The organism is Salipiger marinus, from assembly GCF_035481585.1.
Classification (GTDB): Bacteria; Pseudomonadota; Alphaproteobacteria; order Rhodobacterales; family Rhodobacteraceae; genus Salipiger; species Salipiger marinus.
This window is the reverse complement of record NZ_JAYKSL010000010.1, coordinates 144268-170913: the sequence shown is the minus strand read 5'-3', so window position 1 is coordinate 170913 and position 26646 is coordinate 144268. Positions and strand designations below refer to the sequence as shown.

25 protein-coding genes are annotated in these 26646 nt (G+C 68.7%); 18 read left to right on the top strand and 7 right to left on the bottom strand.

Features of this window, described 5'->3' with window-relative positions:
* Positions 1-64: 64 nt before the first annotated feature.
* From VK682_RS14935 to VK682_RS14900, 8 genes are read left to right on the top strand one after another with little or no spacing between them, the layout of a single operon-like run.
* A complete protein-coding gene (locus VK682_RS14935) occupies positions 65-1219 on the top strand; it encodes an acyl-CoA dehydrogenase family protein (protein ID WP_324782127.1) in 1155 nt (384 codons plus the stop codon).
* Between the two features lie 3 nt (positions 1220-1222).
* Positions 1223-1642 (top strand): PaaI family thioesterase, encoded by a 420-nt coding sequence (locus VK682_RS14930; protein WP_089848199.1) that lies wholly within the window; start codon positions 1223-1225, stop codon positions 1640-1642.
* 23 nt (positions 1643-1665) lie between these two features.
* Positions 1666-2046 (top strand): Zn-ribbon domain-containing OB-fold protein, encoded by a 381-nt coding sequence (locus tag VK682_RS14925; RefSeq protein WP_324782126.1) that lies wholly within the window; start codon positions 1666-1668, stop codon positions 2044-2046.
* Positions 2043-3197: a thiolase family protein gene (locus VK682_RS14920; RefSeq protein ID WP_230796555.1), complete on the top strand. Its 1155-nt coding sequence runs from the start codon at positions 2043-2045 to the stop codon at positions 3195-3197. Before VK682_RS14925 ends, VK682_RS14920 begins: the two co-directional genes overlap by 4 nt.
* The gene (locus VK682_RS14915) at positions 3194-5314 is read left to right on the top strand and encodes an acetate--CoA ligase family protein (protein ID WP_230796553.1); all 2121 of its coding nucleotides are present in this window, start codon (positions 3194-3196) and stop codon (positions 5312-5314) included. Before VK682_RS14920 ends, VK682_RS14915 begins: the two co-directional genes overlap by 4 nt.
* On the top strand, positions 5304-6167 hold the full coding sequence (locus tag VK682_RS14910) for a MaoC family dehydratase (RefSeq protein ID WP_230796551.1): 864 nt from the start codon (positions 5304-5306) through the stop codon (positions 6165-6167). Before VK682_RS14915 ends, VK682_RS14910 begins: the two co-directional genes overlap by 11 nt.
* Positions 6164-6925 carry an enoyl-CoA hydratase/isomerase family protein gene (locus VK682_RS14905; protein WP_324782125.1) on the top strand — a complete coding sequence of 254 codons (762 nt, stop codon included), beginning with the start codon at positions 6164-6166 and terminating at the stop codon, positions 6923-6925. The genes VK682_RS14910 and VK682_RS14905 overlap by 4 nt, the downstream gene beginning before the upstream one ends.
* Positions 6919-8376 (top strand): hypothetical protein, encoded by a 1458-nt coding sequence (locus VK682_RS14900; protein WP_230796546.1) that lies wholly within the window; start codon positions 6919-6921, stop codon positions 8374-8376. Before VK682_RS14905 ends, VK682_RS14900 begins: the two co-directional genes overlap by 7 nt.
* 58 nt (positions 8377-8434) lie before the next feature.
* On the opposite strand, the gene VK682_RS14895 is transcribed toward VK682_RS14900, so the two are convergent.
* Positions 8435-9361, bottom strand: a complete 927-nt coding sequence (locus tag VK682_RS14895; protein WP_324782124.1) for a LysR family transcriptional regulator — start codon at positions 9359-9361, stop codon at positions 8435-8437.
* Positions 9362-9539: 178 nt separating this feature from the next.
* Here VK682_RS14895 and VK682_RS14890 point away from each other — a divergent pair, with 178 nt between their 5' ends.
* From VK682_RS14890 to VK682_RS14850, 9 genes are all read left to right on the top strand, one after another.
* On the top strand, positions 9540-10670 hold the full coding sequence (locus tag VK682_RS14890) for a TAXI family TRAP transporter solute-binding subunit (RefSeq protein WP_089848468.1): 1131 nt from the start codon (positions 9540-9542) through the stop codon (positions 10668-10670).
* Positions 10671-10741: 71 nt separating this feature from the next.
* Positions 10742-12694: a TRAP transporter permease gene (locus VK682_RS14885; RefSeq protein ID WP_089848218.1), complete on the top strand. Its 1953-nt coding sequence runs from the start codon at positions 10742-10744 to the stop codon at positions 12692-12694.
* 23 nt (positions 12695-12717) lie between these two features.
* Entirely contained in the window at positions 12718-13383 is a 666-nt protein-coding gene (locus VK682_RS14880) for a 3-oxoacid CoA-transferase subunit A (RefSeq protein WP_089848219.1), read from the top strand.
* Positions 13380-14048 (top strand): 3-oxoacid CoA-transferase subunit B, encoded by a 669-nt coding sequence (locus VK682_RS14875; RefSeq protein ID WP_230796544.1) that lies wholly within the window; start codon positions 13380-13382, stop codon positions 14046-14048. The genes VK682_RS14880 and VK682_RS14875 overlap by 4 nt, the downstream gene beginning before the upstream one ends.
* Before the next feature lie 10 nt (positions 14049-14058).
* Entirely contained in the window at positions 14059-14853 is a 795-nt protein-coding gene (locus VK682_RS14870) for a citryl-CoA lyase (RefSeq protein ID WP_324782123.1), read from the top strand.
* A 42-nt stretch (positions 14854-14895) separates the two neighbouring features.
* Entirely contained in the window at positions 14896-15783 is an 888-nt protein-coding gene (locus VK682_RS14865; RefSeq protein WP_324782122.1) for an HpcH/HpaI aldolase/citrate lyase family protein, read from the top strand.
* A 7-nt stretch (positions 15784-15790) separates the two neighbouring features.
* Positions 15791-16774 carry an NAD(P)H-dependent flavin oxidoreductase gene (locus tag VK682_RS14860; protein ID WP_324782121.1) on the top strand — a complete coding sequence of 328 codons (984 nt, stop codon included), beginning with the start codon at positions 15791-15793 and terminating at the stop codon, positions 16772-16774.
* Between the two features lie 13 nt (positions 16775-16787).
* Entirely contained in the window at positions 16788-18524 is a 1737-nt protein-coding gene (locus VK682_RS14855; RefSeq protein ID WP_324782120.1) for an acyl-CoA dehydrogenase family protein, read from the top strand.
* 8 nt (positions 18525-18532) lie between these two features.
* Positions 18533-19858, top strand: a complete 1326-nt coding sequence (locus VK682_RS14850) for an MmgE/PrpD family protein (protein WP_324782119.1) — start codon at positions 18533-18535, stop codon at positions 19856-19858.
* Positions 19859-20035: 177 nt separating this feature from the next.
* Here VK682_RS14850 and VK682_RS14845 read toward each other — a convergent pair whose 3' ends face one another.
* On the bottom strand, positions 20036-21004 hold the full coding sequence (locus VK682_RS14845) for a cupin domain-containing protein (RefSeq protein WP_324782118.1): 969 nt from the start codon (positions 21002-21004) through the stop codon (positions 20036-20038).
* The gene (locus tag VK682_RS14840; protein ID WP_324782117.1) at positions 21001-22065 is read right to left on the bottom strand and encodes a LacI family DNA-binding transcriptional regulator; all 1065 of its coding nucleotides are present in this window, start codon (positions 22063-22065) and stop codon (positions 21001-21003) included. The genes VK682_RS14845 and VK682_RS14840 overlap by 4 nt, the downstream gene beginning before the upstream one ends.
* Here VK682_RS14840 and VK682_RS14835 point away from each other — a divergent pair.
* Entirely contained in the window at positions 21986-22183 is a 198-nt protein-coding gene (locus VK682_RS14835; RefSeq protein WP_324782130.1) for a hypothetical protein, read from the top strand. The genes VK682_RS14840 and VK682_RS14835 overlap by 80 nt on opposite strands.
* A gap of 52 nt (positions 22184-22235) precedes the next feature.
* On the opposite strand, the gene VK682_RS14830 is transcribed toward VK682_RS14835, so the two are convergent.
* From VK682_RS14830 to hisD, 4 genes are all read right to left on the bottom strand, one after another.
* On the bottom strand, positions 22236-23525 hold the full coding sequence (locus VK682_RS14830) for a TRAP transporter large permease (RefSeq protein ID WP_089848227.1): 1290 nt from the start codon (positions 23523-23525) through the stop codon (positions 22236-22238).
* A 1-nt stretch (position 23526) separates the two neighbouring features.
* Positions 23527-24021, bottom strand: coding sequence for a TRAP transporter small permease (locus VK682_RS14825; protein WP_089848230.1), 495 nt, complete (start codon positions 24019-24021; stop codon positions 23527-23529).
* 11 nt (positions 24022-24032) lie between these two features.
* On the bottom strand, positions 24033-25007 hold the full coding sequence (locus tag VK682_RS14820) for a TRAP transporter substrate-binding protein (RefSeq protein ID WP_324782116.1): 975 nt from the start codon (positions 25005-25007) through the stop codon (positions 24033-24035).
* Between the two features lie 339 nt (positions 25008-25346).
* Positions 25347-26642, bottom strand: coding sequence for a histidinol dehydrogenase (gene hisD, locus VK682_RS14815; RefSeq protein ID WP_230796533.1), 1296 nt, complete (start codon positions 26640-26642; stop codon positions 25347-25349).
* Positions 26643-26646: the final 4 nt, after the last annotated feature.

Here is a 26646-nt window from a genome sequence, read left to right as displayed (position 1 = left end):
GATCTTGCTAGATCAAGGCCAGAACGGAATTGTGCCGAGGGAGGAAGGAACGATGCCGGCAGGTGTGGATCGTGATGTATTTGAACAGCTTGTGGACAGCGTGGAGAGATTCGCCCGCGAGCGGCTGATCCCGGCGGAGCGCCGCGTCGAGGAAGAGGACGCCATCCCCGAAGAGATCGTGGCGGAGATGAAGGAGATGGGCCTGTTCGGCCTGTCCACGCCCGAGGAATTTGGCGGCATCGGGCTCAACGTGCCGCAGGAGGCGCGGCTGATCGAGACGCTGTGTTATGCCTCGCTGACCTTCCGCTCGCTGATCGGCACCAATGTCGGCATCGGCTCGCAGGGCATCGTGATGGACGGCACGCAGGCGCAGAAGGAACGCTGGTTGCCCGGCGTGGCCAGCGGCGATGTCATCGCCTCCTTCGCGCTGACCGAACCCGACAACGGGTCCGATGCGGGCGGCATCCGCACCTCGGCGCGGCGCGATGGCGGCGATTTCGTGATCAACGGCACCAAGCGCTACATCACCAACGCGGTGCGCGCCGGGGTCTTCACGGTGTTTGCCCGCACCGATCCCGAAAAGGACGGCGCCGATGGCGTGTCGGCCTTCATCGTGCCGGCGGACACGCCGGGCATCACGGTGGCCAAGCCCGACCGCAAGCTGGGCCAGCGCGGCACCAAAACCTCTGACGTGATCTTTGATGATGTGCGCGTGCCGGAAAGCGCCATTCTTGGCGGGCCGGACCGGCTCCATCAGGGGTTCCGCACCGCGATGAAGGTGCTCGACCGCGGGCGCATCCATGTGGGCGCGATGGCCGTGGGCCAGAGCCAGCGCATGCTCGACATTGCCACCGATTACGCGCTGGAGCGCAAACAGTTCGGCAAGCCCATCGGCGAGCATCAGCTGGTGCAGGGCATGCTGGCGGACTGTCAGGCAGAGCTGCACGCGGCGCGCGCGCTGGTCCGGGCCAGCGCCGACACCTTCGACCGCGAGGGCAAGGCGATCATCGAGGCGGCCTGCACCAAGTATTTCTGCACCGAGGCGGCGGGCCGCATCGCCGACCGCGCGCTGCAGATCCATGGCGGCGCGGGCTATATGGCCGACTACGATATCGAACGGCTTTACCGCGACATCCGCCTGCTGCGCATCTACGAGGGCACCAGCCAGATCCAGCAGCTGGTCATCGCCCGGCGCTCGCTGGCGCAGCGGGCCGTCTGAGCGATGGCGGCGCAAAGGCCGCGCAGCCTTGCCGACATGCCGCCGCAGTCGAAGTTCTCGATCCTTCTGGGGATCGAGATCCTCCGCTGCACGCCGGAGGAGGTGGTCTGCACGATGACGGTGACCGAGGACATGTCGAACCGCAACGGGGTGCTGCATGGCGGCGCGCTAATGACGCTGTCGGATACTGCGGCGGGGACCGCGTCGTTCATCTGCAGCCCGGCAGAGATCTCCAACACCACGGTGGAGGCAAAGACCAATTTCATCCGCCCGGTCAAGCTGGGCGACACGGTGACCGCGCGCTGCGTGCCGGTCCATGTGGGCCGGGCGACCTCGGTGCTGCAGGTCACCATGACGCGCGGCGACGGCAAGGTCGTTGGCGTGACCAGCCAGACCCACCTGTATCTGGGCTGGAAAGACTGAAAAAGCGCGAAAGGGGAGGAGCGATGACGGAGATCACGACAGGCAAGGCCGGGCCGCAGGCCACCTATGAGGCCTATCTTGCAGCGGGGCGGTTCATGATCCAGCGCGCCGACAGCACCGGCGAATACGTGTTCTGGCCGCGCGTGCTGGCGCCTTCGGGGGCGACCGATCTGCGCTGGGTCGAGGCGAAGGGCACCGGCACGGTCTATGCCATCACGGTGAACCGGTCGCGCGGCGGGTCGTGGAACGTGGCGCTGGTGGATCTGGATGAGGGCGTGCGCCTGATGTCGACGCTTCCGGCGGTGGAGACCGCGAGCATCGGCGCCCGGGTGAAGGCGCGGATCGAGACCACCGAGGACGGCCCGCGCGTGGTCTTTGACCTGATCGAGGAGGGCGCGGCATGAGCGACCGGACCCTGCGGGGCAAAACCGCCATCGTCGGCATGGCCACGGCGGGTGTCGGCGAGGCGCCCGGCTTTTCGGCAATGGAACTTCTGGGGCAGGCTGCCGTGGCGGCGGTGGCCGAGGCCGGGCTGAAGATGCAGGACATCGACGGCGTCTTCGCCGCGACCAGCAGCCATGCCTTCCCCACCATGAGCGTCGTGGAATATCTTGGCCTGAAGCCGAAGTTTTTCGACGGCACCAATGTCGGCGGCTCGAGCTTCGAGATGCATCTGCTGCAGGCGACGCTGGCGCTGGATGCCGGGCTCTGCGATGCGGCGCTGGTCTGCTACGGGTCGAACCAGCGCACCGCAGGCGGGCGGCTCGTGTCGATGAGCGAACCGCAATGGCACGAAACCCCCTACAGGCCGCGCCATCCGATCACCGCCTATGCGCTGGCGACCAGCCGGCACATGGCCGAATACGGCACCACGCGCGACCATCTGGCCGATGTGGCGCTGGCGGCGCGGGACTGGGCCAATCTCAACCCCGAGGCTTTTGCGCGCGGCCCGCTGACACGGGACGACATCCTGTCGGCGCGGATGATCTCTGACCCGCTGACCAAGGCCGACTGCTGTCTTGTGACCGATGGGGCTGCGGCCTGCGTGCTGGTGCGGGCGGATCGCGCGAAGGATCTGCCGGGCAAGCCGGTCTATTTCCTTGGCGCGGGGGCGGCGAACCACCACCGTTCCATCGTGGCGATGCCGGATCTGACCACCACCGCCGCCGCCGAAAGCGGCCCCCGCGCCATGGACATGGCCGGGGTGCGGCAGGCGGATCTGGATCTGGTGATGGTCTATGACGCCTTCACCATCAACACGATCCTCTTTCTGGAGGATCTGGGTTTCTGCCCCAAGGGCGAGGGCGGGCGCTTCGTTGCGGACGGGCGCATCGCGCCCGGCGGCGACCTGGCGGTCAACACCAATGGCGGCGGGCTGTCCTGCGTGCATCCGGGCATGTACGGGCTTTTCCTCATCGCCGAGGCGGTGGCGCAGATCCGCGGCGTGGCGGGGGCACGGCAGATCGCGGACTGCAGCCTTGCGCTCTGTCACGGCAATGGTGGCACGCTGTCCAGCCAGTGCACGGCCATTCTTGGATCGGAGGCGGCGCTATGAGCGATCTTTCCCATATCGACGGGCTGATCGCCCCGCGCTCCGTGGCAGTGATCGGGGCGTCGGACGATGTCACCCGGATCGGCGGGCGCCCCATCGCGGCGATGCTGCGCGCAGGCTTCGCGGGCCGCATCCTGCCGGTCAATCCCAAACGCGACAGGGTGCAGGGCCTGCCCTGTTACGCCAGCGTCGACGACCTGCCCGAAACGCCCGATGCCGCGCTGATCGCGGTGCCCGCGAAGCTGGTGCCCGAAACGATCGAGGCGCTTGGCCGCAGGGGCTGCAAGGCGGCAACGCTGTTTTCGGCAGGCTTCGCCGAGACCGGGGCAGAGGGCGAGGCGGCGCAGCGCGCGCTGGTCGCCCGGGCCCGGCACCATGGCATGCGCCTGCTCGGGCCGAACACGCTGGGTGTCTACAATGTCGGGATCGGCTATTACGGCACCTTCTCCTCCTCGCTTGATACCGGGATGCCGCGCCCGGGCAATATCGGCATCGCCAGCCAGTCCGGGGCCTTTGGCGCGCATCTTGGCGCGCTGGCGCGGGATCAGGGGCTGGGCTGTTCGGTGCTCATCACCACCGGCAACGAGGCCGACATCACCGTGGCCGACGCGATCCGCTGGATGGCCGAAAGCGACAGCACCGACGTGATCTGCACCTATATGGAGGCGATCAATGACGCGCCCGCGCTGCTGGCGGCGCTGGACGCGGCGCGCGCGGCGGGCAAGCCGGTGCTGGCGCTCAAGTCCGGCCGTTCGGCGGTCGGTGCCCGTGCGGCGGCCTCGCATACCGCCTCGCTGACCGGGGATGCGGTGGTTGCGGATGCGGTGCTGTCCGATCATGGCGCGATCATCCTGCGCGACCCCGAGACGATGATGGACATCGCCTATGCCGCCTCCAAGAAGGTGTTTCCGGCGCGGCATTCGCTGGGGGTCGTCACGGTCAGCGGCGGCGCGGGCATCGTGGCCAGCGACGAGGCGGAACGGGTCGGCCTGCCGATGCCCGCGATGCCAGAGGCGGCGCAGGCGGTGCTGAAAGCGGCGCTGCCCTATGCCTCGCCGGTCAATCCGCTCGACTGCACCGCGCAGGCGCTGAACGATCCCTCGCTGCTGGACCTCTTCACCCGCAGCGGGCTGGAAGAGGGCGGGTACGGGGCGGTGCTGTGTTTCCTGACCTATGTCGCGGGCAGCCGGGCCATGTCTGACGTGATCCTGGAGGCGATGGCGCCGCTGCGCGCGGCCTATCCCGACCGGATCATCGCCTTCTGCGCCTTGGGAGAGCGCGAGGTGCTGCAGCGCTATGACGATGCGGGCATTCTGGTCTTCAACGATCCCTGCCGCGCGGTGCGGGCGCTGGACGCGATCCTGCGGCTTGGCGCCGGGCGGGCGCGCGGACCGGGGCCCGCCCTGCCGGAGGTGGTGCCGGTCACGCTGCCCGAGGGCCCGCCGGACGAGGCGCAGGCCAAGGCGCTGCTTGCCGGGGCCGGGATCGCCGCCGCCCCCGAACGCGCGGTGCAGAGCGCGGAAGACGCCGTGGCGGCGGCGGAGTCCTTCGGCTTTCCGGTGGTGATGAAGATCCTGTCGCCGGACATCCTGCACAAATCCGACATCGGGGCGGTCAAGCTGAACATCGGCACCGCCGAGGCGGTGCGCGCCGCCCATGCCGAGATCCTGTCGGCGGCGGCCACCCATGCGCCCGGCGCGGTGGTGACCGGCGTGCTGGTGGCCAAGCAGCTGTCGGGCGGGGTGGAATGCCTGATGGGGATCAGCCGCGATCCGACCTTCGGGCCGGTCGCCGTGTTCGGGCTTGGCGGCATTTTCGTCGAACTGCTCAACGATGTGGCGCTGCGCGCCTGTCCCTTCGGGCCGGAAACCGCGCGGGAGATGATCCTGTCGATCCGCGCCGCCGCGATCCTGCAGGGCGCGCGCGGGCAGCCCCCGGCGGATATCGACGCGCTGGCGCAGATGCTGTCGCGCCTGTCGGTGTTTGCGGCGGGGGCGGGCGCGCGGCTGGTGTCGATCGACCTCAACCCGGTGCTGGCGATGCCCGAAGGGCAGGGGGCCTTTGCGCTTGACGCCGTCATCGAACTCCACGGGCAGGAGGAGGCGGCGCATGGCCATTGACTATGACCACCTGAGGGCCTTCGACATTCCCGAGGTGCGGCAGAGCTATGGCCCGGCGCAGGTCGCGCAGTATGCGCTGAGCATCGGCATGGGGCAGGATCCGATGGATCTGCGGCAGCTGGCCTATGTCGGGGCGCTGGCCGAGGACCGGCGCGCCATGCCCGCCATGGTCAACATCCTTGGCCATCCCGGGTTCTGGCTGGGCCGTCCGGAGACCGGGGTCGACGCGCTTCGGCTGGTGCATGGCGAACAGGGCATGACGCTGCACCAGACCCTGCCCCCCGAGGGCACGGTGATCGCCAAGACCCGCGTGACCGGCCTTGTCGACAAGGGCGAAGGACGCGGCGCGCTGCTGTATTCGGAAAAGCAGATCCGCGAGGCGGAGACCGGCACGCTGCTGGCGACCTGCCGCGGCACCACCTTCCTGCGCGGCGATGGCGGCTTTGGCGGGCCGGACGGGCCGGTGAAACCGCCGCACCCGCTGCCCGACACTGCGCCCGATCATGTGTTCGACACGCCGACCCGGCCCGAGCAGGCGCTGCATTACCGCTGGAATGCCGATCCGAACCCGCTGCATCTGGATCCGCGTGTGGCGGCCAAGGCCGGGTTCGACCGTCCGATCCTGCACGGGCTCTGCAGCTTCGGCTGTGCCGCCCATGCGCTGCTTGCGGTGCTGTGCGATTACGACGCGGACCGGTTCGGCGCGATGGACGGGCGGTTCACCGCCGTCGTCTATCCCGGCGAGACGCTGCGGACGGAGATCTGGCGGGACGGCTCGTTCCGCACGCGGGTGCTGGAGCGCGACAAGATCGCCATCGGCAACGGGCTATTCAGGCAGAGGGAGACGGCATGAGCATCGAGACGCAGAGGGGCGAGGACGGGCTGCTTGTCCTTACGCTGAACGAACCGGAGCGGCGCAACCCGGTCGGCCATAAGGCACGGCAGGCGCTGTCGGCGGCGCTGTCCGGGGCGGCGGGGGACGATGCGGTGCGCGCCGTGGTCATCACCGGCGCGGGCGGGCATTTTTCCGGCGGGGGCGACATCCGCGATCAGGGCGAACGCAGCCTTGGCGCGCATCGCGAGCGGTTCGCGGTGATCAGCGACGTCATCACCCGCATGGCGCGCTTTCCGAAACCGCTGGTCGCCGCGGTCGAGGGCTGGGCGGCGGGCGGCGGCTTTGCGCTGGCGCTGGCCTGTCCGACCATCGTCGCCTCGCGCGAGGCGCGGTTCGTCGCGAGCTTCACCAAGATCGCGCTGATGCCCGACATGGGGCTGCTGAGCACGCTGCCCGCCCGGATCGGGCCCGCGCGGGCGCGGCGGCTTATCCTGACCAACCGCGTGGTGGGCGCGCCCGAGGCCGAGGCGCTGGGGATCGTTGACGCGCTGGCGGAACCGGGCGAGGCGCTGCGCGTCGCCTCTGCCCTTGCGCTGGCCGAGGCGGAGGGCGCGGTGCTGCCCCGGCAGTTCATCCTCGACTGGTTCGCGCGCGATCTTGCCGAGGCGCTTGAATACGAGCAGACGCTGCAGCCCCTGCTGCTCAACAGCGCGGATGCGGCGGAAGGGCGGGCGGCCTTTGCCGAGAAAAGACCGCCGCGCTTCCGGGGATGCTGAGCCTCCGGGGGCCGCTGTCCCCCGGACCGGCGGCGGCCCCCGCGCCGCTGCCCGTGACCCTGCGCCGGATCGCCATGGCCGTGGTCATGGTGGCGGCGCTGCTGCTGATCTTCATCGACTCGCGCGCGCTTACCGCTCTGGCGGCGGGTGCGCTGGTGCTGTTCCTGCTGCTGGCGTGGCGGCAGTTCCGCACCGGCACATGGGTGCCGCTGCTGCTGTCGCTGGCGGTTCTGGCGCTGGCGCTCTGGCGGGGCGTTCCCGCCGGGGTGCTCTGGCAGGCCGCCGACCGGATGATCTTTCTTGCCGCGCTTATCGCCATGCTGGGCACGCTGCGGTCGGCGGCGGCCATCGCCCCCGAGGTGCTGCAGGCGGGGGCCTATGTCACCAGTCAGCCCGCCTCACGCCGCTACCTTGCCATGACCTTCGGCGGGCATCTGTTTGGCGTGCTGATCAATTTTGGCGGGCTCGCGCTGCTGCTCGACCTTGCCAAGCGCTCGATGACCGCCGAGACGGCGGCGCGTCTGCCCGAAGAGGCGGTCGAGGCGCGGCTGCGGCGCATGACGCTTGCGGTGGTGCGGGGGTTTTCGATGATCTCGCTCTGGTCGCCCTTCGGCTTTGCCACCAATGCGATCCTGATCGCGCTGCCGGGCGCGTCCTACATGGATTTTGGCCCGGCTGGCCTTGCCATGTCCTTTGTCTTTGTCGCCATCGGCTGGGGCTTCGACCGGCGCGACGGGCGCCGGTTCCGGCGGCTTGGCCTGCCGCGCCCAAGCCCGCCACCGGGCAGCTGGCGCGGGGCTGCGGCGCTGGTGGCGCATGTGCTGGCCTTGGGCGCCGCCGTCTTTGCGGCCCATGCGCTGACACCGCTGAGTTTCCAGCAGGGCCTGATCTGCGCCGTGCCGGTCTATGCGCTGCTTTGGGCCGCCTCCGCCGGGCGGCGCGGCATGGGGCGGGCCCGGGCCGGGCTGGGTGCCGCCGCGCGCGCAACATGGGCGCGGCTTTCCGATCTGGGGGCCGAGGTGGGGGTGTTTGCCGCTGCGGGCTTCCTGCCGGTGCTGCTGCTGGCGCTGCTGCCGACAGAGGCTCTGCGGGCGGCGATCCTTGGGCTGGGGCTGGGCCCCATCGTGCTGGCGCTGGGGCTCTGCCTGCTGACGGTGGTTCTGGCGCTCTGCGGCGTGAACCCGATCGTGACGGCGTCGGTCTTTGGCGCGATTGCCGCACAGCTGGCGATGCCGGGGCTGAGCAATACCGCGATCGCCCTGGCGATCACCGGCGGCTGGACGGCGGTGATCGGTCTTTCGCCCTTCATCACGACGCTGGTGGTCGCCGCCGCGATCATGGGGCGCAGCACCGCCCGGATCGGGCTGGTCTGGAACGGCCCCTACTGCCTTGCCATCCTGCTGGTCTGGCTGCTGTTTCTGGCGGGTCTGATGGCGGGCGGCCTGATCTGACCTGCCATGCCGGGCATGGCTGACCTCTCCGGCATGCCGGAGGGGCATGATAGCCGTGTCAGAGCGTCGTTCCGGGCCATTGCCCGGTGGCCACCATCGCATGCACCTCTGCGGTCAGGAATTCCGCAAAGCTGCTGGCCAGCCGGGATCCGGGCCGGTTGAGCGGCGTCATCAGCACCAGCGTCCGGTCGATGGTGCGCTGCACGATGGGCCGCGCGATCAGCCGCCCGTCGCGCACGTGATCGATCACGCTCACCAGCGGCAGGATGGTGCTGCCAAGCCCGCGTTCGACAAAGGCAAGCATGGTCGACAGGATGTCGATTTCCAGCACCACGTCGAGCGCGATCTGCTCTTCCTGCGAGATCGCCTCGACCCGTCCGCGCAGGCCGTGTTCGGGGTTGGGCAGGATCAGCGGTTTGCCAAGCGCGTCGCGCACCGGGATGGGCACGCCGTCGCGCCCGCCTTCGGTCTGTGCCGACTGGATCAGGAAAAGCTGTTCGATGATAATGGGTTGTGCCCGGATCGACGGGGATTTCTGCCCTTCATAGCCCACGCCCAGATCGATCTTGCCGCGCAGCAGCCAGTCCTGCACATGGCCGCTGAACCCCGAGATGACGCGCAGCTTCACGTCCGGAAACCGCGTCATCGTGCGTTCGATCATGTGGGTCGCCAGAATCTCGGCCACCGTGGGCGGCAGCCCCAGCGTCACCGTGCCCGACAGCGGCGCGCTGTTGCCGGAGATGTCGCCCGCCATGTCCTCCACCTCTTCGAGGATGGCCTTGGCGCGCCGGGCCAGCCGGATGCCTTCTTCGGTGGGCATGACGCCGCGCCCGTGGCGGCGCAGCAGCGACACGTTCAGTTCATCCTCCAGCGCCTTGACCTGACGGCTGAGGGCGGGCTGGGCGATGTTCAGACGTTCGGCGGCGGCGGTGATGCTGCTCAGCTCGACCACCTGGATGAAGTTGCGCAGCTGACGGAAATCCATTCATGCCTCATGGGTATCTCTGATATATGTATAATGCATTTGAATCATGGCTGCCAGTTCGCCAAGCTTGAACCCGGAGGAAGACGTAAATCCCGCAAGGCATGCCACGCGCATCCCCGGGAGGCAGGTCACAGGAGGAGTGACCCGCCCACGTTTTCGGATGCACAGGGAGGAAAGCATGAAAACCGGATTCAAACTCGGGGCCGCTGCGGGCGGCCTGATGGCACTGAGCGCCTTTGGCGCGGCGGCACAGGATCTGCCCGATACGATGGTCTGGACATCCTATGACGTGGGATCGGCCGGATATGCCGAAGCCTCGGCCATCGCTGACGCCTTTGGCAAGGAATTCGGCACCCGCGTGCGGATCCAGCCTTCGGGCAGCGGCATCGGCCGCCTGCAGCCGCTGCTGCAGGGGCGGGCCGATTACGCCTTCCTTGCGACCGAGGCGTTCTTCGTCTCCGAAGGTGCGTTCGATTTCGCCACGCCCGACTGGGGCCCGCGCGCGCTGCGCGCCGTGGCCGGTCGTCCGGCGGGGATCACGCTGATCGCGGCGGGCGATGCCGGGATCGACACGGTGGCCGATGCCCGTGGCAAGCGCATCGCCTTTGTGGCGGGCAACCCGTCGGTGAACGTGAAATGCGAGGCGATCCTCGCCTTTGGCGGGCTGACGCTTGACGATGTCGAGGTCATCACCTTCCCGACCTATGCGGCGGCGATGTCGTCCATGACCCGCAACGAGTCCGATGCCACCTGCACCACGCCGACCACCAGCCAGCTTTATGAACTGGCGGAAAGCCCGCGCGGCATCCATTACGCCCCGCTGGAGGCGGAGAACGCGGCGGGCTGGGAGGGCCTGCTGAAGGTGCTGCCGATCATGGGGCCCTCCGACGAGGATGTGGCCGCCGGTCTGGCCGAGGGCGAGATCGCCAAGATGGCCGCCTACCGCTACCCGGTGATCACCACCACGACCGAGCAGACGGCGGACGAGGTCTATGCCTTCATCAAGGCGCTCGACGAAAGCTATGATCTTTACAAGGACGGCACCGCCACCATGTCGCGCTGGTCGCTCGACATTTCCGGCAGGCCCGCGATCGACGTGCCCTTCCATGACGGCGCCATCCGCTACCTCAAGGAAAAGGGCATCTGGACCGAAGAGGATGACGCATGGAACGCCAAGCGGACCGAGCGCATGGACGCGCTGCTGGCCGCTTGGGAGGAGTTCAAGCCGCAGAATGACGGGCTGTCCGAGGACGAGTTCGCCGAGGCATGGATGGCCCGGCGCGCCGAGGTTGTCGCGGGCCTGAACTGACCCGCAGGCCGCTGAATCTCCCCGGCGCGGTCCGCGCCGGGGCACGTCCTGCCTTGGATCGGGAAGAGACCATGGTTTCCGAAAAGACCACAGATGCCGCATTGCCCGAGGGGCAGGGCGCAGGGGCCCGCCCCATCCTTGCCGACCAGACAGCCCGCCGGGTGATCGTCATGGGGCTGGGAGCGCTCGGGATCGTCATGGCGATCAACCAGCAGTTCCTGCTGAACCTTTTCGGGTTCCAGCCTCTGGGCAACGCCTATCTTTATTACCTCATCGGCATCTTTCTGGCCGTCGCCTTCCTGACCCTGCCCGCCAGCACCCTGCATCCGCGCCGCCTCCGCTGGCTTGATCCGGGGCTTGCGGTCGCGGCGCTGGTCAGTGCCGGATGGCTGGGGCTGCACGGGCTCGACATCATCCAGAAGGGCTGGGAATACGACGCGCCACCCATGGCCGATCTCATGGCCTCGGTGCTGATCGTGCTGGTGCTTGAAGGGGTGCGGCGCGCGGGCGGGACGATCCTGCTGGTGACCGCGCTGCTGTTCGGCACCTATCCGCTTTACGCCGATTACATGCCCGGCTTCCTGTGGGGCACCGAATATTCGCTGATCGGCACCGTCCGGGCGCATGTGCTGGGGGTCGAGTCGATCATCGGCATTCCGATGCAGGTCGTCGCGGAACTGGTGATCGGCTTCGTGATCTTCGGCTCGGTGCTGGTCGCGACCAAGGGCAGCGATTTCTTCATGGAACTGGCCTCGGCGCTGCTCGGGCACAGCCGCGGCGGCCCTGCCAAGGTGGCGGTGATGGGCTCGGGCATCCTGGGCTCGCTGTCGGGCAGCGTGATCTCCAACATCCTGACCTCGGGCCCGTTCTCGATCCCGACGATGCGGCGGGTCGGCTATCCCGCGCATTACGCCGCCGCGGTCGAGGCCTGCGCCTCCACCGGCGCCACGCTGATGCCGCCGGTGATGGGCACCGTGGCCTTCGTCATGGCCTCGTTCCTTGGGGTGCAGTATTCCAGCATCGTGGTCGCCGCGGTCATCCCGGCGCTGATGTTCTACGTGGCGCTGCTGTTTCAGGTCGACATGTACGCGGCCCGCCGCGGGCTGAAGGGCCTGCCGCGCAGCGAGATGCCCGCGCTCTGGCCGGTGCTGAAATCCGGCTGGCCCTATCTGCTGAGCCTTGCGGTGCTGATCTTCGTGCTGATGGGCCTGCGCATGGAAGCGCGCTCCCCCTACTATGCCTCGGTGGTGATGCTGGTGGCGACGGCGTTCAACAAGGACACCCGCCTGACGCTGGCCCGGGCCAAGGCGCTGCTGCTTGACACCTCGGCGAATGTCGCAAACCTTGTCGCCGTGCTGGCGGGCATCGGTCTGGTGGTCGGCGGCCTGTCCTATACCGGCGTGGCGGGCGCGTTTTCCCGCGAACTGCTGCTGTATGCGGGCGGCAACACCGCGCTGATGCTGATTGCTGGGGCGGTGACCAGCTTCGTGCTGGGCATGGGGATGACGGTCACCGCCTGCTACATCTTCCTGTCGATCCTGCTGGCCCCGGCGCTGGTGCAGGCCGGGCTCAACCCGATCGCGAGCCATCTGTTCATCCTTTACTGGGGCATGCTGTCCTACATCACGCCGCCGGTCGCGCTGGCCGCGATCACCGCCGCGAATGTCGCGGGATCAAAGCCGATGCAGACCGGGCTTCACGCCATGCGCCTTGGCATGCCGCTTTTTGTGCTGCCCTTCATCTTCGTCTACGATCCGGCGCTGATCATGGAAGGCACATGGCCGCAGATCCTCGAACGGGTGGCGCTGACGCTTGTGGCGATCTGGGCGATCACCTCCGGGTTCGAGGCATGGATCTACAAGGTCGGTCGCATCGGCGTGCTGAGCCGCATCGCCTTCGCGCTTGGCGGCGTGCTGATCCTCGTGCCCGAACTGACCACAAGCCTTGGCGGGGCCGGGGTGCTGGTGGCGGTGATCGTGGTGAATCTCGGGCTCGGGCGCCGCAGAAGCGCCGCCAAGGCGTGATCCAGACAACGGGAGACCTGCAGATGGACAAAACTGTGACGGACCTTGAAAGCGCGGTGGCCCCGATCCCCGACGGCGCTTCGGTCATGATCGGAGGCTTCGGATCCTCGGGCATCCCCTTCGGGCTGATCGACGCGCTGCTGGCGCAGGGGGCGACGGGGCTTACGGTGATTTCCAACAACGCGGGCGCCGGAGAGACCGGCATCGCCAAGCTGCTGAAGGCGGGGCGGGTGGCCAAGGTCATCTGTTCCTACCCGCGCTCGCCGGGGTCGATCTGGTTCGAAAAGCGCTACGAGGCGGGCGAGGTCGCGCTGGAGGTGGTGCCGCAGGGCACGCTGGCCGAACGCATCCGCGCCGCCGGGGCGGGGCTGGGCGGCTTCCTGACGCCAACGGGTTACGGCACGCTTCTGGCCGAGGGCAAGGAGACCCGGATCATCGACGGGCGCGGCTATGTGCTGGAGGCGCCGCTGCCTGCGGATTTTGCGTTGCTGCGGGCCGACCGTGGCGACCGCTGGGGCAATCTCAGCTTCCACGCCACGGCGCGCAACTTCAACCCGGTGATGGCCATGGCGTCGAAACATGCGGTGGCCGAGGTGCGGCAGCTGTCCGACACGCCGCTTGATCCGGAACGGGTGGTGACACCGGGCATCTTTGTCCAGAGCGTGGTGGAATACGGGGTGCGGCCATGACGACCGTCTTGAACCTGAACGGCGCGCGGCTGACCGCGCTGGAGGATGCCGAACTTGCCGCCCGCGTGGCGCAGGACATCCCCGATGGCGCCTATGTGAACCTTGGAATCGGCAAACCCACCCATGTCTCGGCCTATGTGCCCGAGGGCCGCGAGGTGATCTATCATTCCGAAAACGGGATCCTCGGCGTGGGCCCGACCCCGCCCGAGGGCGAAGAGGATCTGGAACTGATCGACGCCAGCAAGCGCTATGTCACCGCAGCACCGGGGGCCGCCTATTTCGAGCATTCCGACAGTTTCGCGATGATGCGCGGCGGCCATATCGATATCGCCGTGCTTGGCGCCTATCAGGTGGCCGAAACCGGCGATCTGGCGAACTGGGCGACGCTGGACGAAAAATTCCCCCCCGCGGTTGGCGGCGCGATGGATCTGGTGGTGGGGGTGCCGCGGATCCTCGTGATGATGCGCCACGTCAACCGCGACGGCACGCCCAAGCTGCTGAAACGCTGCACCTATCCGCTGACCGGGCTTGGCGTCGTCAGCCGCGTCTACACCGATCTGGCCGTGCTCGACGTGACCCCCGGCGGCTTCCGGGTCGTCGAACTGACCAAGGGCAACAGCCTTGAGGACGTGCAGGCGGTGACCGAAGCGAAACTTCTGACCTGAAGGAAAGACCATGCCCAAACGCAAGGACAAGCTGACCTCGGACATCGGCTGGAGCACGCCCGACCAGATCACCGTGCGCGGGTTCGACCTGCCGAGCGAGATCCTTGGCGAGATGAATCTTGGCGATCTGGCCTTTCTGCTGACCGCGCATCGCAAGCCCACGCCGGAGGAATCGAAGGTGTTCAACGCCATCGTCATCACGCTGGTGGAACACGGCATCACACCTTCGGCCATGGTCGCCCGCCTGACCTATATGGGCGCGCCGGAATCGCTGCAGGCGGCGGTGGCGGCGGGGCTGAACGGGCTTGGCACGGTGCTTGTCGGATCCATGGAGGGTGCCGCGCGGCTGCTTTACGAGGCGCTGCCCGCCGAGAGGCTGGGCACCGGCGCGGATCTGGAGGCAATCGCGACAAAGGTGGTGGCCGATCATGCCGCGCGCGGGCAGATCCTGCCGGGGCTTGGCCATCCGCTGCACAAGCCGGTTGATCCGCGCACGCCGCGCCTGTTCGAGATCGCGGCGCAGAACGGGCTGTCGGGGGAATATGTCGCGCTGATGCAGTGCCTTCAGCGCGAGGCGGAGGCGGCGCGCGGCAAGGCGCTGCCGATCAATGCCACGGGCGCCATCGGCGCGATCTGCTGCGAATTCGGCTTTCCCTGGCAGATCGTGCGCGGCTTCGGGGTCATGGCGCGGTCCATCGGGCTTGTCGGGCATATCCTTGAAGAACGCAGCGATCCCATCGCCTTTGAACTGTGGCAGCGGACCGAGGAGGAGATCCTGCGCAATTCCGGCCCGCAGTCCCGCTGATTTCGGCGCCACCGCATCTGCCGGACCCACGGGAGCCCCCTCATGGACATGACCCGCCTCAGCGACCAGACCCCGAGCTTTCCGCTGTTCGTGTCCGCGGCGCGGCCCGACAGCTTTGCCGCGGCCTGTGCGGCGGGGTCGGACATGGTGGTGATCGATCTGGAGGATTCGGTCGCCCCCGACAGCAAGGCGGCGGTGCGGCGCATCCCGCAGCGCGCGCTGCCGCAGGACCGGTCGGTGGTGCTTTACCTGCGGGTGAACGGCGCGGGCACGCTGTGGCACCGCGATGACCTTGCCTTTGCGCGCATGGCCGGGGTGGACGGGATCGTGCTGCCCAAAAGCGACAGCGCCGAGCAGATCGCGGCGGTGCGCGGCGCGCTGCGTCCGGGCCAGAAGATCATCGCGCAGATCGAAACGGTGCGCGGCCTGTCGCGGGTCGAACAGATCGCCGAACTGGCGGACCGGCTTGCCTTCGGGTCGATCGACCTTTCCGAGGATCTGGGCTGCGCGCATACCCGGCTTGCCCTGCTGCCGCTGCGCAGCCGTCTTGTGCAGGCGGCCCGGCTGGCGGGGGCTCCGCCGCCGCTGGACGGGGTGACGGTCAGCGTCACCGATGCGGCGGCGATTGCGGATGACGCGCGGCATGCGAGCGAGCTGGGGTTCGGCGGCAAATGCCTGATCCATCCCCGGCAGCTGGCCCCGGCGCGCGCGGGCTTCCGCACCACGCCGCAGGATCTGGACTGGGCGCGCCATGCGCTGGCGGCGGAAGAGGACGCGCTGCCCGATGCCGAGGCAGAGATGCTGCGCTCTCCGGTCGTGGCGCGGGCCCGGCGGCTGTTGCTGCGCGGTCAGGCGCAGATGGCGCCCGCCGCCGGACCCGCCGCCCCGGCCCCCCGCAGGCCATCAGGCCCGACCCCATCAGGAAAGTGAGGATCGCATGACCCAGCAACGCCACACCGCGCCGAAGCACCGCCTTGCCGGGCTGCGGGCCGGGCTGAAACTGCCGCTGATCGGGGCGCCGATGTTCCTTGTCTCCGGGGTGGATCTGGTGGTGGCGCAGTGCAAGGCGGGCATCATCGGCACCTTTCCGGCGCTGAACGCGCGCCCCGCCGACCAGCTTGACCTCTGGCTGACCCAGATCCGGACCCGGCTTGACGCGCACCGTCAGGACACCGGCGAAACCCCGGCGCCGTTCGGGGTCAACCTGATCGTGCATGACTACAACACCCGGCTGGAGGAGGATCTGGCCACGCTCGTGCGCCACGAGGTGCCGCTGGTCATCACCTCGCTTTCGGCGCCCGACAGGGTGGTGGCGGCGGTGCATGGCTATGGCGGGCTGGTCTTTCATGACGTGGTCAAGGCGCGCCATGCCCGCCGCGCCGTGGCGGCGGGGGTGGACGGGCTGATCCTTGTCTGTGCCGGGGCCGGGGGCCATGCGGGCACGCTGAGCCCCTTTGCGCTGGTCGAGGAGGTGCGCGCCTTCCATGACGGGCCGCTGGTGCTGTCGGGGGCCATCGCGAATGGCCGCGCGATCCTCGCCGCCGAAGTGCTGGGCTGCGATTTCGCCTATGCCGGCACGGTCTTCATCCCCGCCGAGGAGGCGATCGCGCCAGAGGGCCACAAGCAGATGATCGTCGCGGCGGCGTCGGACCAGATCCTGTATACGCCGCTGTTTTCGGGCACCCCGGCCAATTACCTTGTCCCCAGCATCGAGGCGGCGGGCGTCGATCTGGAGGAGGCGTGGCTGGCGCAGCCGCGCCGCATGGGGGCGAAGTCCGATCCCGACAGGCCGCGCGCGTGGTCGCAGGTCTGGAGCGCGGGACAGGCGGTGGCGCAGTCGCAGGCGGTTGAACCTGCGGCCCGGATCGTGGCGCGGCTTGACCGCGAGTACCGCGCCGCCAAGGCGGCGCTCTGCGGCTGAGGGGGGGCGCATCATGACCAGACCCAGCGCAGGCCCCGTTCCCGACAGCCGGGGCATGAACGCCTATCACGCCGATCCGGCCTTTGCGGCCCTGCTGTCGGTCTATCTGCCCCCCGACCTGCACCCGGTGCTGGAGCCGCAGCTGGCGCGCATGGGCGCGCTGGTCGGGGACCGGCTGGAGCAGCTGGCCCTTGCCGCCGACAGGAACCCGCCCGTGCTGGTGCTGCGCGACCGGACCGGCACGCCGGTGCAGCGCATCGACAAGCATCCCGCCTATGAGGCGCTTGAACGCCATGCCTTCGGCGAATTCGGCCTTGCCGCCATGTCGCATCGGGGCGGGGTGTTCGGGCAGGCGGAGCCGCTGCCGCCCATGGCGAAATATGCGCTGGTCTACCTGTTCGTGCAGGCGGAATTCGGGCTCTGCTGTCCGCTCAGCATGACGGAGTCGCTGACGCGCACCCTGCGCAGGTTCGGATCGGAAGACCTGATCGCGCGCTATCTTGACCGGCTCACCAGTCAGGACATGGACCGGCTGTTTCAGGGCGCGATGTTCATGACCGAACAGGCGGCGGGGTCGGATGTGGGCGCGGTGGAGACCGTGGCGCGCCCGCAGGACGGCGGCTGGAGGCTTTACGGCGACAAGTGGTTCTGCTCCAACCCCGATGCCGCGCTGGCCATGGTGCTGGCGCGGCCCGAAGGCGCCGAAAGCGGCACCCGCGGCCTGTCGCTGTTCCTGCTGCCCCGGCACCTGCCGGACGGGCGGCTCAACCACTACCGGATCATCCGGCTGAAGGACAAGCTGGGCACGCGGTCGATGGCCTCGGGCGAGATCGTGCTGGACGGGGCAGAGGCCTATCTGGTCGGCGCGGCGGGGCAGGGTTTCAAGCAGATGACCGACATGATCAACATGTCGCGGCTTGCCAATGGCGTGCGCAGCGCCGGGCTGATGCGGCGCGCGGTCGGCGAGGCGCTGCACATCTCGCGGCACCGCCGGGCCTTTGGGGCGCGGCTGATCGACATGCCGCTGATGCGGCGGCAGCTGGCCAAGATGCTGCTTGCCGCCGAGCAGGGGCGCAGCATGGTGTTCCACACCGCCCGCGTGCTGGAGGCGGCGGACCGGGGCGATGCCGATATGGCCCGGGTGCTGCGCATCCTCACGCCGCTGGTGAAATTCCGCGCCTGCCGCGATGCCCGCCGGGTGACGGGGGACGCGATGGAGGTGCGCGGCGGCTGCGGCTATATCGAGGAATGGTCCGATGCCCGCGTGCTGCGCGATGCGCATCTGGGCTCGATCTGGGAAGGCACGAGCAACATCGTGGCGCTGGACGTGCTGCGCGCGGCGCGGCGCGAGGGCGCATTCGACGCGCTTGCGGCGCATCTGCGCACCTGCCTTGCCGAGGTCGAGGCGCCGCTGGCGGAGCGGCTTGGCGCGACGCTGGACCGGGTGGCGGCGCTGCTGCGCGCGGTCTCGGGTCAGGACGGCCCTGCCGAAACCGCAGAGACGCGGCGCGCGGCGAGTGCGGCCTATCACATCGCCTCGGCGGTTTTCCTTGCATGGGAGGGTGCCCGGCTTGCGGGCAGCCATGCCGCCATCGCCACCGACCGCCAGCGCCTTGCCGGGCTGGTGCTGACGGAAAAGCTGGGCCCCCGCGATCCGCTGGCGCCCGCAGAGCCTGAACCCGACTGGCTGCCGGATCTGCTGGCCCGGGCCGGGCGCGACACCGAACCCCCCCAGACAGCCACGGAATGAAAGACGCCATGACCCTTGCACAGACCCTTGCCCGTTTTGCCGCGGGCCCCGCCACCGGGGACGCGCGGATGCGCAGTTTCGTGCGGCTGTCGCTGTTTGACTGGGCGACGGTCGGCCTTGCGGGCAGGCAGGAACCGGTGGCCCGTGCCGCCCGCGCCATGGCCCGCGACAGTGCCGCCGCTGCCGGGGGGGCCACGCTGATCGGCGGCGGGCGCGCCCCTGCCGCCGCCGCTGCGCTGGCCAACGGGGCGGTGAGCCACGCGCTGGATTACGACGACACGCATTTTGGCCATATCGGCCATCCCAGCGTCGCGGTCATTCCCGCAGCGCTCGCCGCCGCAGAGACGGCGCAGGCGGGGGCGGCGGAGTTTCTGGATGCGGTGGCGGTGGGTCTGGAAACCGCCTGCCGGATCGGCGCGTGGCTGGGGCGGCCGCATTACGAGGCGGGGTTTCACCAGACCGGCACCTCTGGCGCGTTCGGGGCCACGGCTGCTGCCGCGCGGATCTGGGGCCTTGATGCCGCGACCATGGCAGAGGCGCTGTGCCTGACCGCAACCCGGGCGGCGGGGCTGAAAAGCCAGTTCGGCACCATGGGCAAACCGCTCAACGCGGGCTTCGCCGCCGAGGTGGGGGTGACTTCGGCGCTGCTGGCGCGGGCGGGGGCGACATCGGCACCGGACGCGATCGAAGGCGCGCAGGGCTTCGGGCCCACCCATGCGGGCAGCGCGGAAGGCGCGGCGCTTGACGGTCTTGGCACGGACTGGGTGTTTCCGCGCATTTCCTACAAGTTCCATGCCTGCTGTCACGGCCTGCACGCGATGCTTGAGGCCCTGCGGATCCTGCGCGCAGAGGGGCTGCGCCCGGAGGAGGTCACGCAGCTGACCATCCGCACCCATCCCCGCTGGCTGGCGGTCTGCAACCTGCCCGAACCCGCCACCGGGCTGCAGGCCAAGTTCAGCTACCGGCTTGCCGCCGCGATGATGCTGGCCGGGGTCGATACCGCCGCGCTGGACGTCTATAGCGAGGAAACCTGCGCCCGCGCCGATCTTTGTGCGCTGCGCGACCGGGTGGTGGTGGCGCCGGACAGCAGCCTGAGCGACAGCGAGGCCCGGGTGTCGGTGACCACGCGCGACGGGATCCGCGAGGCGCATCACGACATCCTTGCCGCAGGGGATCCCGAAAGCCTTGCGCCACGGCTGCGCGCCAAATCGGCCACGCTGCTTGGCGCCGGTCCTGCCGAGGATCTGTGGTCGGTGGTCGCAGCCCTTGGGGAGGGAGAGCCGACGCTCGCCGCGCTGGTGCAGCGGATGGGCGGTGGTCCGGAGCGGCGCTGACAGCGGGCTGACGCCGTGCCATGCGCGCGCGGGCTATATTACATAATTCGCATTATGGGCATAACCCCTGCCGCCGCGCCCGGCGGTCGGGGCCAGCCTTGCCAGTCCGGTCCCCGTGCGGCACGGGTCTGGCGCGGCCCGGGTGCCGGGGCCGCGCCGTCTGCGGAAACGGGCCGCTCAGCCCTTCCAGGTCTCGCCCGCCGGATCCTGCGTGCCACGGATGCGGTAAAGCCCCGCCTCGCCGGACATGCTGGGCTCAATCGTCACCGGCAGGTTTTCCGGCACGCTCATCGTGTCGCCCGGCGCAAGGATGGTGCTGCCGCCCTCCCAGACCACGCGCCAATGCCCGAAAACCGGCATCAGCACCGAGGGCCGCGCGTCAGCCACGGGCGTGGTCAGGGCAGAGCCGCGCGTCACCAGTTCAACCTCGAATCCGGGGCGGTCGGGCAGGCGCCCGGTCTCGCCAATCACGGTGACTGGCGTCTTGGCCGCCATCGCCGAAAGATCGAGGTAGCGCGCCACATGGCGCGGCAGCACCTCCAGCGCGCTGGGTTCGGGGAAGGCTTTCAGCTCTGCCTCGCTGAGCACCGGCATGGGGGCGATGCCGTCGGGCAGGGTCTGGCCCTTCTTGCTGTCGTAAAGCTTGCCGTTCTCGCCAAGCACCAGCCCGTGATCGCGCGCGTCCTCGATCACCTGCGGCGCCCAGATCACCCCGCCGCCCGCATCGTCGCCCCCAAGCACGGCCATGATCATCCCGTAATCGGTGCCGACATTTTCGAAGCCGCGGAAGATGCCGGTGGGGATGTTGATGATGTCGCCGGGTTCAAGGATCACCTCGCCCGCCGTGCCCCAGCGGCCCCAGAAAAAGCGCCAGCGCCCGGACAGGACAAAGAACACTTCGGCGGTGCGGTGCGAATGCAGCGAGTTGCGGCAATGCGGCGGCTGCCCGGCGGCGCCGATGTTGAACCCGTGCGGCAGGCTGATATGCACATGCTGGTCGGCGCTTTCCGACACGCCGCCGCCGATGATGGTAAAGTTTTCCTTCTGGTTCGAGCCGGGCGTATGCGCGTCGATGAAGGCGGTGCGGCAGGGCTGCAACTCGCCGTAGCGCACGATGCGCGCGGTCATGTCCATGGCGGGGGTCATTCAGATCTCCTGTAGTGGTTCGGGTTCGGGGGGCTCCAGCCCTCGGGGATGCGGGCGGATCCGCGCAGCACCAGCGGCGCGGGCATGCGGATCGGCTCCGAAGAGGCCTCGGCGGGGGTCTCGATCTGCGCAAGCAGACGCTCGACGGTGCGCGCCACCATGGTTTCGGCATCCTGCCGCACCGTGGTCAGGTCATAGGCGGGCCATGCGGCGGGGGGCACATCGTCGAACCCCACCACCGAGACATCGCCGGGCACCTTCAGGCCAAGCTCGAAACGCAGCACGTCCATGACGACGAAGGCCATGTGATCGTTGGCGACAAAGACCGCATCGGGCCGCTCCGCCTCGGACTTGCCGGCAAAAAGCTGGCGTGCCGCCGCCTTGGCCGCCGCCGCCTCGTAATTGCCGACGGCGCGGGCAAACAGCACCTGCCCGGCCTCGGCCAGCCCCTGCAGGAAGCCCGCCTCGCGGTCGCGCTGGGTCGAGGCCTGTTCCCACCCCGCCACATAGGCGATGCGGCGATGCCCGGCGGCGGTGAACAGCCGCGCCACCTGCCGCCCGCCATCGGCATTGTCGGAGGTGACGCAGGTCACGCCCTTGCCATCCTGCGCGCGGTTGAACAGCACCACCGGCACGCCAAGTGCCGCGCAGCGGGTGGAGAGTTCGGAGGACAGCGACACCGAGGCTGTCACCAGCCCCGCCACCTGATAGTCGAGGATTTCCTGAATGACGTCGTCCACCGTCTCCGACCCCTGCGAGGACATGAAGACCAGCACATGATAGCCGCGTTCCTGCAGCGCCTTCGACAGCTTCTCCAGCACCTCGGGGTAGAAGTAGTTTTCGAGATAGGCGATCACGAGCCCGATGATCCGGCTCTGCCCGGTGATCAGCGACCGCGCGAGGATGTTGGGGCGGAACCCCAGCGCCTCGGCGGCAAGCCGGACCTTCTCGGCGGTCTTTTTCGACACGGAGGCCCCCGGCGTGAAGTATCTGCTGACTGCGGACCGGCTCACGCCGGCCTTTGCGGCCACTTCCGCCATCGTCACCTTCTCGATTGTCATGCTGCGCGCCTCTTGCGTGTCGTCCAAGGTCACGCCGCCCCGGCCACAGGTCCGGGACAGCCCGCGCATCATAGGCGCGGGCGTGCCGATTGTCCCGTGGGCGGAAGGGGTTATCTGACGACGCAAGGTCACTCTGTCCTCTCTTGCAGCACTGGCGCGACGGGGCCGGGTCAGCCGCCATAGTCCAGAAAGATCCGCGGCAGGCCGAGCGACAGCCCCGGAAGGAAGGAGATGATCAGCAGCGCCACGATCATGGCCAGCACCCAGGGCAGGATGCGCCGCGCGATGGCATCGAACGGGATCCGCCCCACCTGCGCGGCCATGAACAGGTTCGCGCCAAGCGGCGGGGTGACAAAGCCGATGGCCAGCGCCACGATCATGATGATGCCGAAATGCACCGGATCGACGCCCAGCTTCACCATCACCGGCAGCAGCACCGGGGTCAGGATCACGATGGCCGCCAGCGTTTCAAGAAAGGTGCCGACGATCAGCAGCAGCGCCAGCGCCGCCAGCAGCACGAGCACCTTCGACTGGGTGAGCGACAGCACCAGCGCGGACAGCGCCTGCGGGATCTGTTCCAGCGCGATGATCCGGCCAAACGCGACCGAGGCACCGATGATGACCAGCACGGTCGAGACCAGCAGCGCGCTTTCCAGCATCATCCCCGGCAGGGCGCGCAGCGGCAGTTCGCGGTAGACGCAGACCGACACCACCAGCGCATAGACCACGGCCACCGCCGAGCTTTCGGTGGGGGTCACCAGCCCGCCATAGATGCCGCCCAGCACCACGGCGGGCATCAGCAGCGCCAGCTTCGCCTCGTTCAGCGCGGCCAGCAGCGCGCCGCGCGACGGCGGCTCCACCACCACCGGTGCGACCTTGCGGCGGTTCAGCCAGTTGTAGACGATGAGCGTTGCCGCGATCACGAGGCCGGGCACGATCCCGGCCATGAACAGTGCCGTGACCGAAACCCCCGCCTGCACCGCATAGACGATCATCACCACCGAAGGCGGGATCATCACGCCAAGCCCGCCCGCCGAGGCGACCATGGCCCCGGCATAGGCCCGGTCATAGCCGCGCGCGACCAAGGCCGGGATCATCGCAAGCCCGATGGCCGCGACGGTGGCCGACCCGGTGCCGGAGATCGCCGCGAAGAAGAGGCAGGCCATGATGGTGACGGTGCCCAGATCGCCGGGTGCGCGCCCGAAGGCAAGATCGGCGACCCGCACCAGCCGGTTCGAGATGCCGCCCTGGCTCATGATGTTGCCGGCAAGGGTGAACAGCACGACCGCGATCAGGGTGAAGCTGTCGATCCCCGACACCAGCCCCAGCGCGTAAAGGTCGAAGTTGAGGAAGGGGATATAGGCGATGGCGATCAGCGAGGCCGCGCCAAGTGCGATGCCGATCGGCACGCCGATGGCGAGCAGCAGGAAGAAGCTGCCGAAAAGCAGGGCCGAGGTCATGTCAGACGTCCATCTGCGGAGAAAGCTGCGCGTCGCCCGTCACGGCGATGCGCCAGATCTGCTGGCAGAGCCGCAGCACCGACAGCGCGCCGGTCACCGCGATCACGCCGTAAAGCACGGCGGTGGGCCATTCGGTGGCCGACAGGATCTTGCCGCGCGCCGCCGCGTTCTGGGTGATGACGACCCCCAGCCAGCAGACCGCGAGGGAATAGACCAGAAACACCGCCTCGGCCAGCAGCAGCAGCCAGCGGCGCAGCCGGGGCGGCGCCATGTCCACCAGAACCGTGACCCGCATGTGCCGCCGGTCGCGGATCGCGTAACTGACCCCGAAATAGATCATGTAGACGAAGGCCAGCCGCGCCACTTCTCCCGCCCATGCGATGGAGGTGGAAAAGGCGAACCGCGCCACCACGTCGGCGAAGACGAGGAGGATCACCACGGCCAGCGCCGTGACGATCACCACCGGCTCGGCCCATTTCTCGAGCTTTGCGAGCATGGCCTCCCCCGTTACTGCAGCGCGGACATGAACTGGTCGTAGACGGCGTCGCCGACCTTGCCGCGGATGTCTGCCTCGATGGCGGCATTCATCATCGCGCCCATTTCGGCGCGGTCCTCGGCGGGCAGTTCGTTGACGGCAAGCCCGGCCTCTTCCAGCTTGGCCAGCGTCGCGGCATTGGCCTCGGCGGTCAGTTCGCGCTGCAGGGTCACGGTCTCCTGCGCGGCGGTGTCGATGATCTCGCGCTCCGCCTCTGACAGCCCGGCATACCAGTCGGCATTCGCCATCCAGAGTTCCGGCCAGTAGATATGCCCGGTCAGCGAGACATACTCCTGCACCTCGAAGAAGCGTTCGACGATCATGGAGGAAAGTGCGGATTCCTGCCCGTCGATCAGCCCCTGCTGCAGCGAGGAATAGATCTCGCCCCATGCCAGCGGCACCGGCACCGCGCCGATGGCACGCCATGCCTTGATCTGCACCGGGTTGTCGGCGGAGCGCATCCGCAGCCCCTCGAAGGCGGCGAGGCTGTCGAGCGGGGCGCGCGAATTGGTGAAGGAGCGGAAGCCCAGTTCCATGAACCCGACCAGATGCAGGTCGCGGCTTTCCATCGCCGCGCCAAGCGCGTCGCCCGCCGGGCCGTCCAGCACCGTGCGGGCATGGGTTTCGTCGTCAAACAGCAGGAACTGGTCGAGCACGCCAAGCTCCGGCACGGTGGCGGACAGATGCACCGAGGCGCCGGTGGTCATGGTGATGTTGCCGGACTGGACCAGCTCCACCATCTCCTGCACCGATCCGATCTGGCCACCGGGGAAGATCTCCACCGTGATGTCGCCTTCGGAGCGGTCTTCCACGGTCTGCTTGAACTGCAGCAGCGCCTTGTGGATCGGGGAATCCTCGGGGGTGGCATGGCCGATGCGGATGGTCTCGGCCATCGCGGGCATGGTGACGGCGCAGAGGGCTGCCGCCATGGTGGTGATGAACTTCATGTCTCTCCTCCCTGCCCTGACGGGCTATTCCTGTCGGAGCGCGCAGCAGACCGGGGCGGGCTTCCGCCCGGATCTGGCCGTGGTGATGGGATCGCTGCGGTCCTGCCGTCTCGAGCAGGCGCCTCCTCCGGCACCCTTTGCACTCGATTGCAAAATGGGTAGCGCGGGAGTCACCTTTGCGCAAGAGATTTTTGCAAGCGAGTGCAATTTTGGATTATGCGAGGTCTGTCAGGGGCTTGATGGTCAAAGCCGCCCCTGCCCCGTCCCGGACAGGACGCGGCGGGCGCTGGGGCGCCGGGGGATCAGGCCGGATTTGGGCGGTCGAATCGCGGCGCGGGCCTAGCGCCGGGGGCTGGCCTGCTGCCGGTCAAGGCGCAGCTGCGCCGCGCGGCGGTGCCCTTCAAGCGTTTCCGACGCGGCCTGCCGCGCGGCGGGCGGCGCCACCTGCCGCACGCCCTCTTCGGTCAGCCACTGATGCGTGACGGTCTTGATATAGGTGCCGACCCAGAGCCCGCCGGTATAGCGCGCCGCGCCCATGGTGGGCAGCGTATGGTTGGTGCCCGAACATTTGTCGCTATAGACCACCGAGGAGTTGGTGCCGATGAACAGCGAGCCATAGTGCCGCAGCCGCCGCGACAGCCCGTGCGCATCTTCGGTATGCACCTGCAGATGCTCTGCCGCGACGATGTCGGAATAGGCGATCATCGTCGCCTCGTCGGGGCAAAGCGCGATTTCGCCATAGTCGCGCCATGCCTGCCCGGCGGTTTCGGCGGTGGAGAGGCTGGCAAGCTGGTGCTCCACCTCCGCCAGCACGGCATGGGCCAGCGCGGCATCGGTGGTGATCAGCCCGACCCGGGTGCGGATGTCATGTTCGGCCTGCGCCAGCAGATCCGTGGCCAGCATTTCCGGATCGCCGGTGTGATCCGCAAGGATGAAAATCTCTGACGGCCCCGCCAGCTGGTCGATGCCGACCGGGCCGAAGACCTGCCGCTTGGCCTCGTTCACGAAGGCATTGCCGGGGCCCACGATCTTGTCCACCGGCGGCACCGTCTCGGTGCCAAAGGCCATGGCGGCGATGGCCTGCGCGCCGCCGATGCGGAAGATGCGGTGCGCCCCGGACAGATGGCAGCCCGCGATCATCGCCTCGTGTGCGGTGGGGGGCAGGCAGGCGATCACCTCCTCGCAGCCCGCGACCGCGGCGGGCACCAGCGTCATGACCGGGGCCGACAGCAGCGGATAGCGCCCGCCGGGCACATAGCAGCCGACCCGCTGCAGCGGGATGTTTCGATGCCCCAGATGCACGCCGGGGCGCAGTTCCACCTCGATTTCCGACAGCGCGCCAAGCTGCGCCTCGGCAAAGGCGCGGACATTGGCGATGGCGAATTCGGTATCGGCGCGGGTCTGCGGATCAAGTGCGGCAACCGCCGCCTCGCGCTCTGCGGTGCTGACCTCGACCCGGTCGGGCGTGACCCCGTCGAACCGCGCCGTATAGTCCCGCACGGCGGCATCGCCCTCTGCCCTGACCCGCGCGAGGATTTCGGCCACCAGCCCGGCCACGGCACCGGTATCGGCCCCGGCATCGCGCCCCGGCGCCTTGATGAAACGGAGGGTCTCGGGCAGGGGCAGGCGGGTCATGGCG

Coding starts and splice junctions, on each gene's coding strand:
- VK682_RS14930 (WP_089848199.1), top strand. CDS start 1,223: ATGGCGGCGCAAAGGCCGCGCAGCCTTGCCGACATGCCGCCGCAGTCG.
- VK682_RS14925 (WP_324782126.1), top strand. CDS start 1,666: ATGACGGAGATCACGACAGGCAAGGCCGGGCCGCAGGCCACCTATGAG.
- VK682_RS14920 (WP_230796555.1), top strand. CDS start 2,043: ATGAGCGACCGGACCCTGCGGGGCAAAACCGCCATCGTCGGCATGGCC.
- VK682_RS14915 (WP_230796553.1), top strand. CDS start 3,194: ATGAGCGATCTTTCCCATATCGACGGGCTGATCGCCCCGCGCTCCGTG.
- VK682_RS14910 (WP_230796551.1), top strand. CDS start 5,304: ATGGCCATTGACTATGACCACCTGAGGGCCTTCGACATTCCCGAGGTG.
- VK682_RS14905 (WP_324782125.1), top strand. CDS start 6,164: ATGAGCATCGAGACGCAGAGGGGCGAGGACGGGCTGCTTGTCCTTACG.
- VK682_RS14900 (WP_230796546.1), top strand. CDS start 6,919: ATGCTGAGCCTCCGGGGGCCGCTGTCCCCCGGACCGGCGGCGGCCCCC.
- VK682_RS14895 (WP_324782124.1), bottom strand. CDS start 9,361: ATGGATTTCCGTCAGCTGCGCAACTTCATCCAGGTGGTCGAGCTGAGC.
- VK682_RS14890 (WP_089848468.1), top strand. CDS start 9,540: ATGAAAACCGGATTCAAACTCGGGGCCGCTGCGGGCGGCCTGATGGCA.
- VK682_RS14885 (WP_089848218.1), top strand. CDS start 10,742: ATGGTTTCCGAAAAGACCACAGATGCCGCATTGCCCGAGGGGCAGGGC.
- VK682_RS14880 (WP_089848219.1), top strand. CDS start 12,718: ATGGACAAAACTGTGACGGACCTTGAAAGCGCGGTGGCCCCGATCCCC.
- VK682_RS14875 (WP_230796544.1), top strand. CDS start 13,380: ATGACGACCGTCTTGAACCTGAACGGCGCGCGGCTGACCGCGCTGGAG.
- VK682_RS14870 (WP_324782123.1), top strand. CDS start 14,059: ATGCCCAAACGCAAGGACAAGCTGACCTCGGACATCGGCTGGAGCACG.
- VK682_RS14865 (WP_324782122.1), top strand. CDS start 14,896: ATGGACATGACCCGCCTCAGCGACCAGACCCCGAGCTTTCCGCTGTTC.
- VK682_RS14860 (WP_324782121.1), top strand. CDS start 15,791: ATGACCCAGCAACGCCACACCGCGCCGAAGCACCGCCTTGCCGGGCTG.
- VK682_RS14855 (WP_324782120.1), top strand. CDS start 16,788: ATGACCAGACCCAGCGCAGGCCCCGTTCCCGACAGCCGGGGCATGAAC.
- VK682_RS14850 (WP_324782119.1), top strand. CDS start 18,533: ATGACCCTTGCACAGACCCTTGCCCGTTTTGCCGCGGGCCCCGCCACC.
- VK682_RS14845 (WP_324782118.1), bottom strand. CDS start 21,004: ATGACCCCCGCCATGGACATGACCGCGCGCATCGTGCGCTACGGCGAG.
- VK682_RS14840 (WP_324782117.1), bottom strand. CDS start 22,065: ATGACAATCGAGAAGGTGACGATGGCGGAAGTGGCCGCAAAGGCCGGC.
- VK682_RS14830 (WP_089848227.1), bottom strand. CDS start 23,525: ATGACCTCGGCCCTGCTTTTCGGCAGCTTCTTCCTGCTGCTCGCCATC.
- VK682_RS14825 (WP_089848230.1), bottom strand. CDS start 24,021: ATGCTCGCAAAGCTCGAGAAATGGGCCGAGCCGGTGGTGATCGTCACG.
- VK682_RS14820 (WP_324782116.1), bottom strand. CDS start 25,007: ATGAAGTTCATCACCACCATGGCGGCAGCCCTCTGCGCCGTCACCATG.
- hisD (WP_230796533.1), bottom strand. CDS start 26,642: ATGACCCGCCTGCCCCTGCCCGAGACCCTCCGTTTCATCAAGGCGCCG.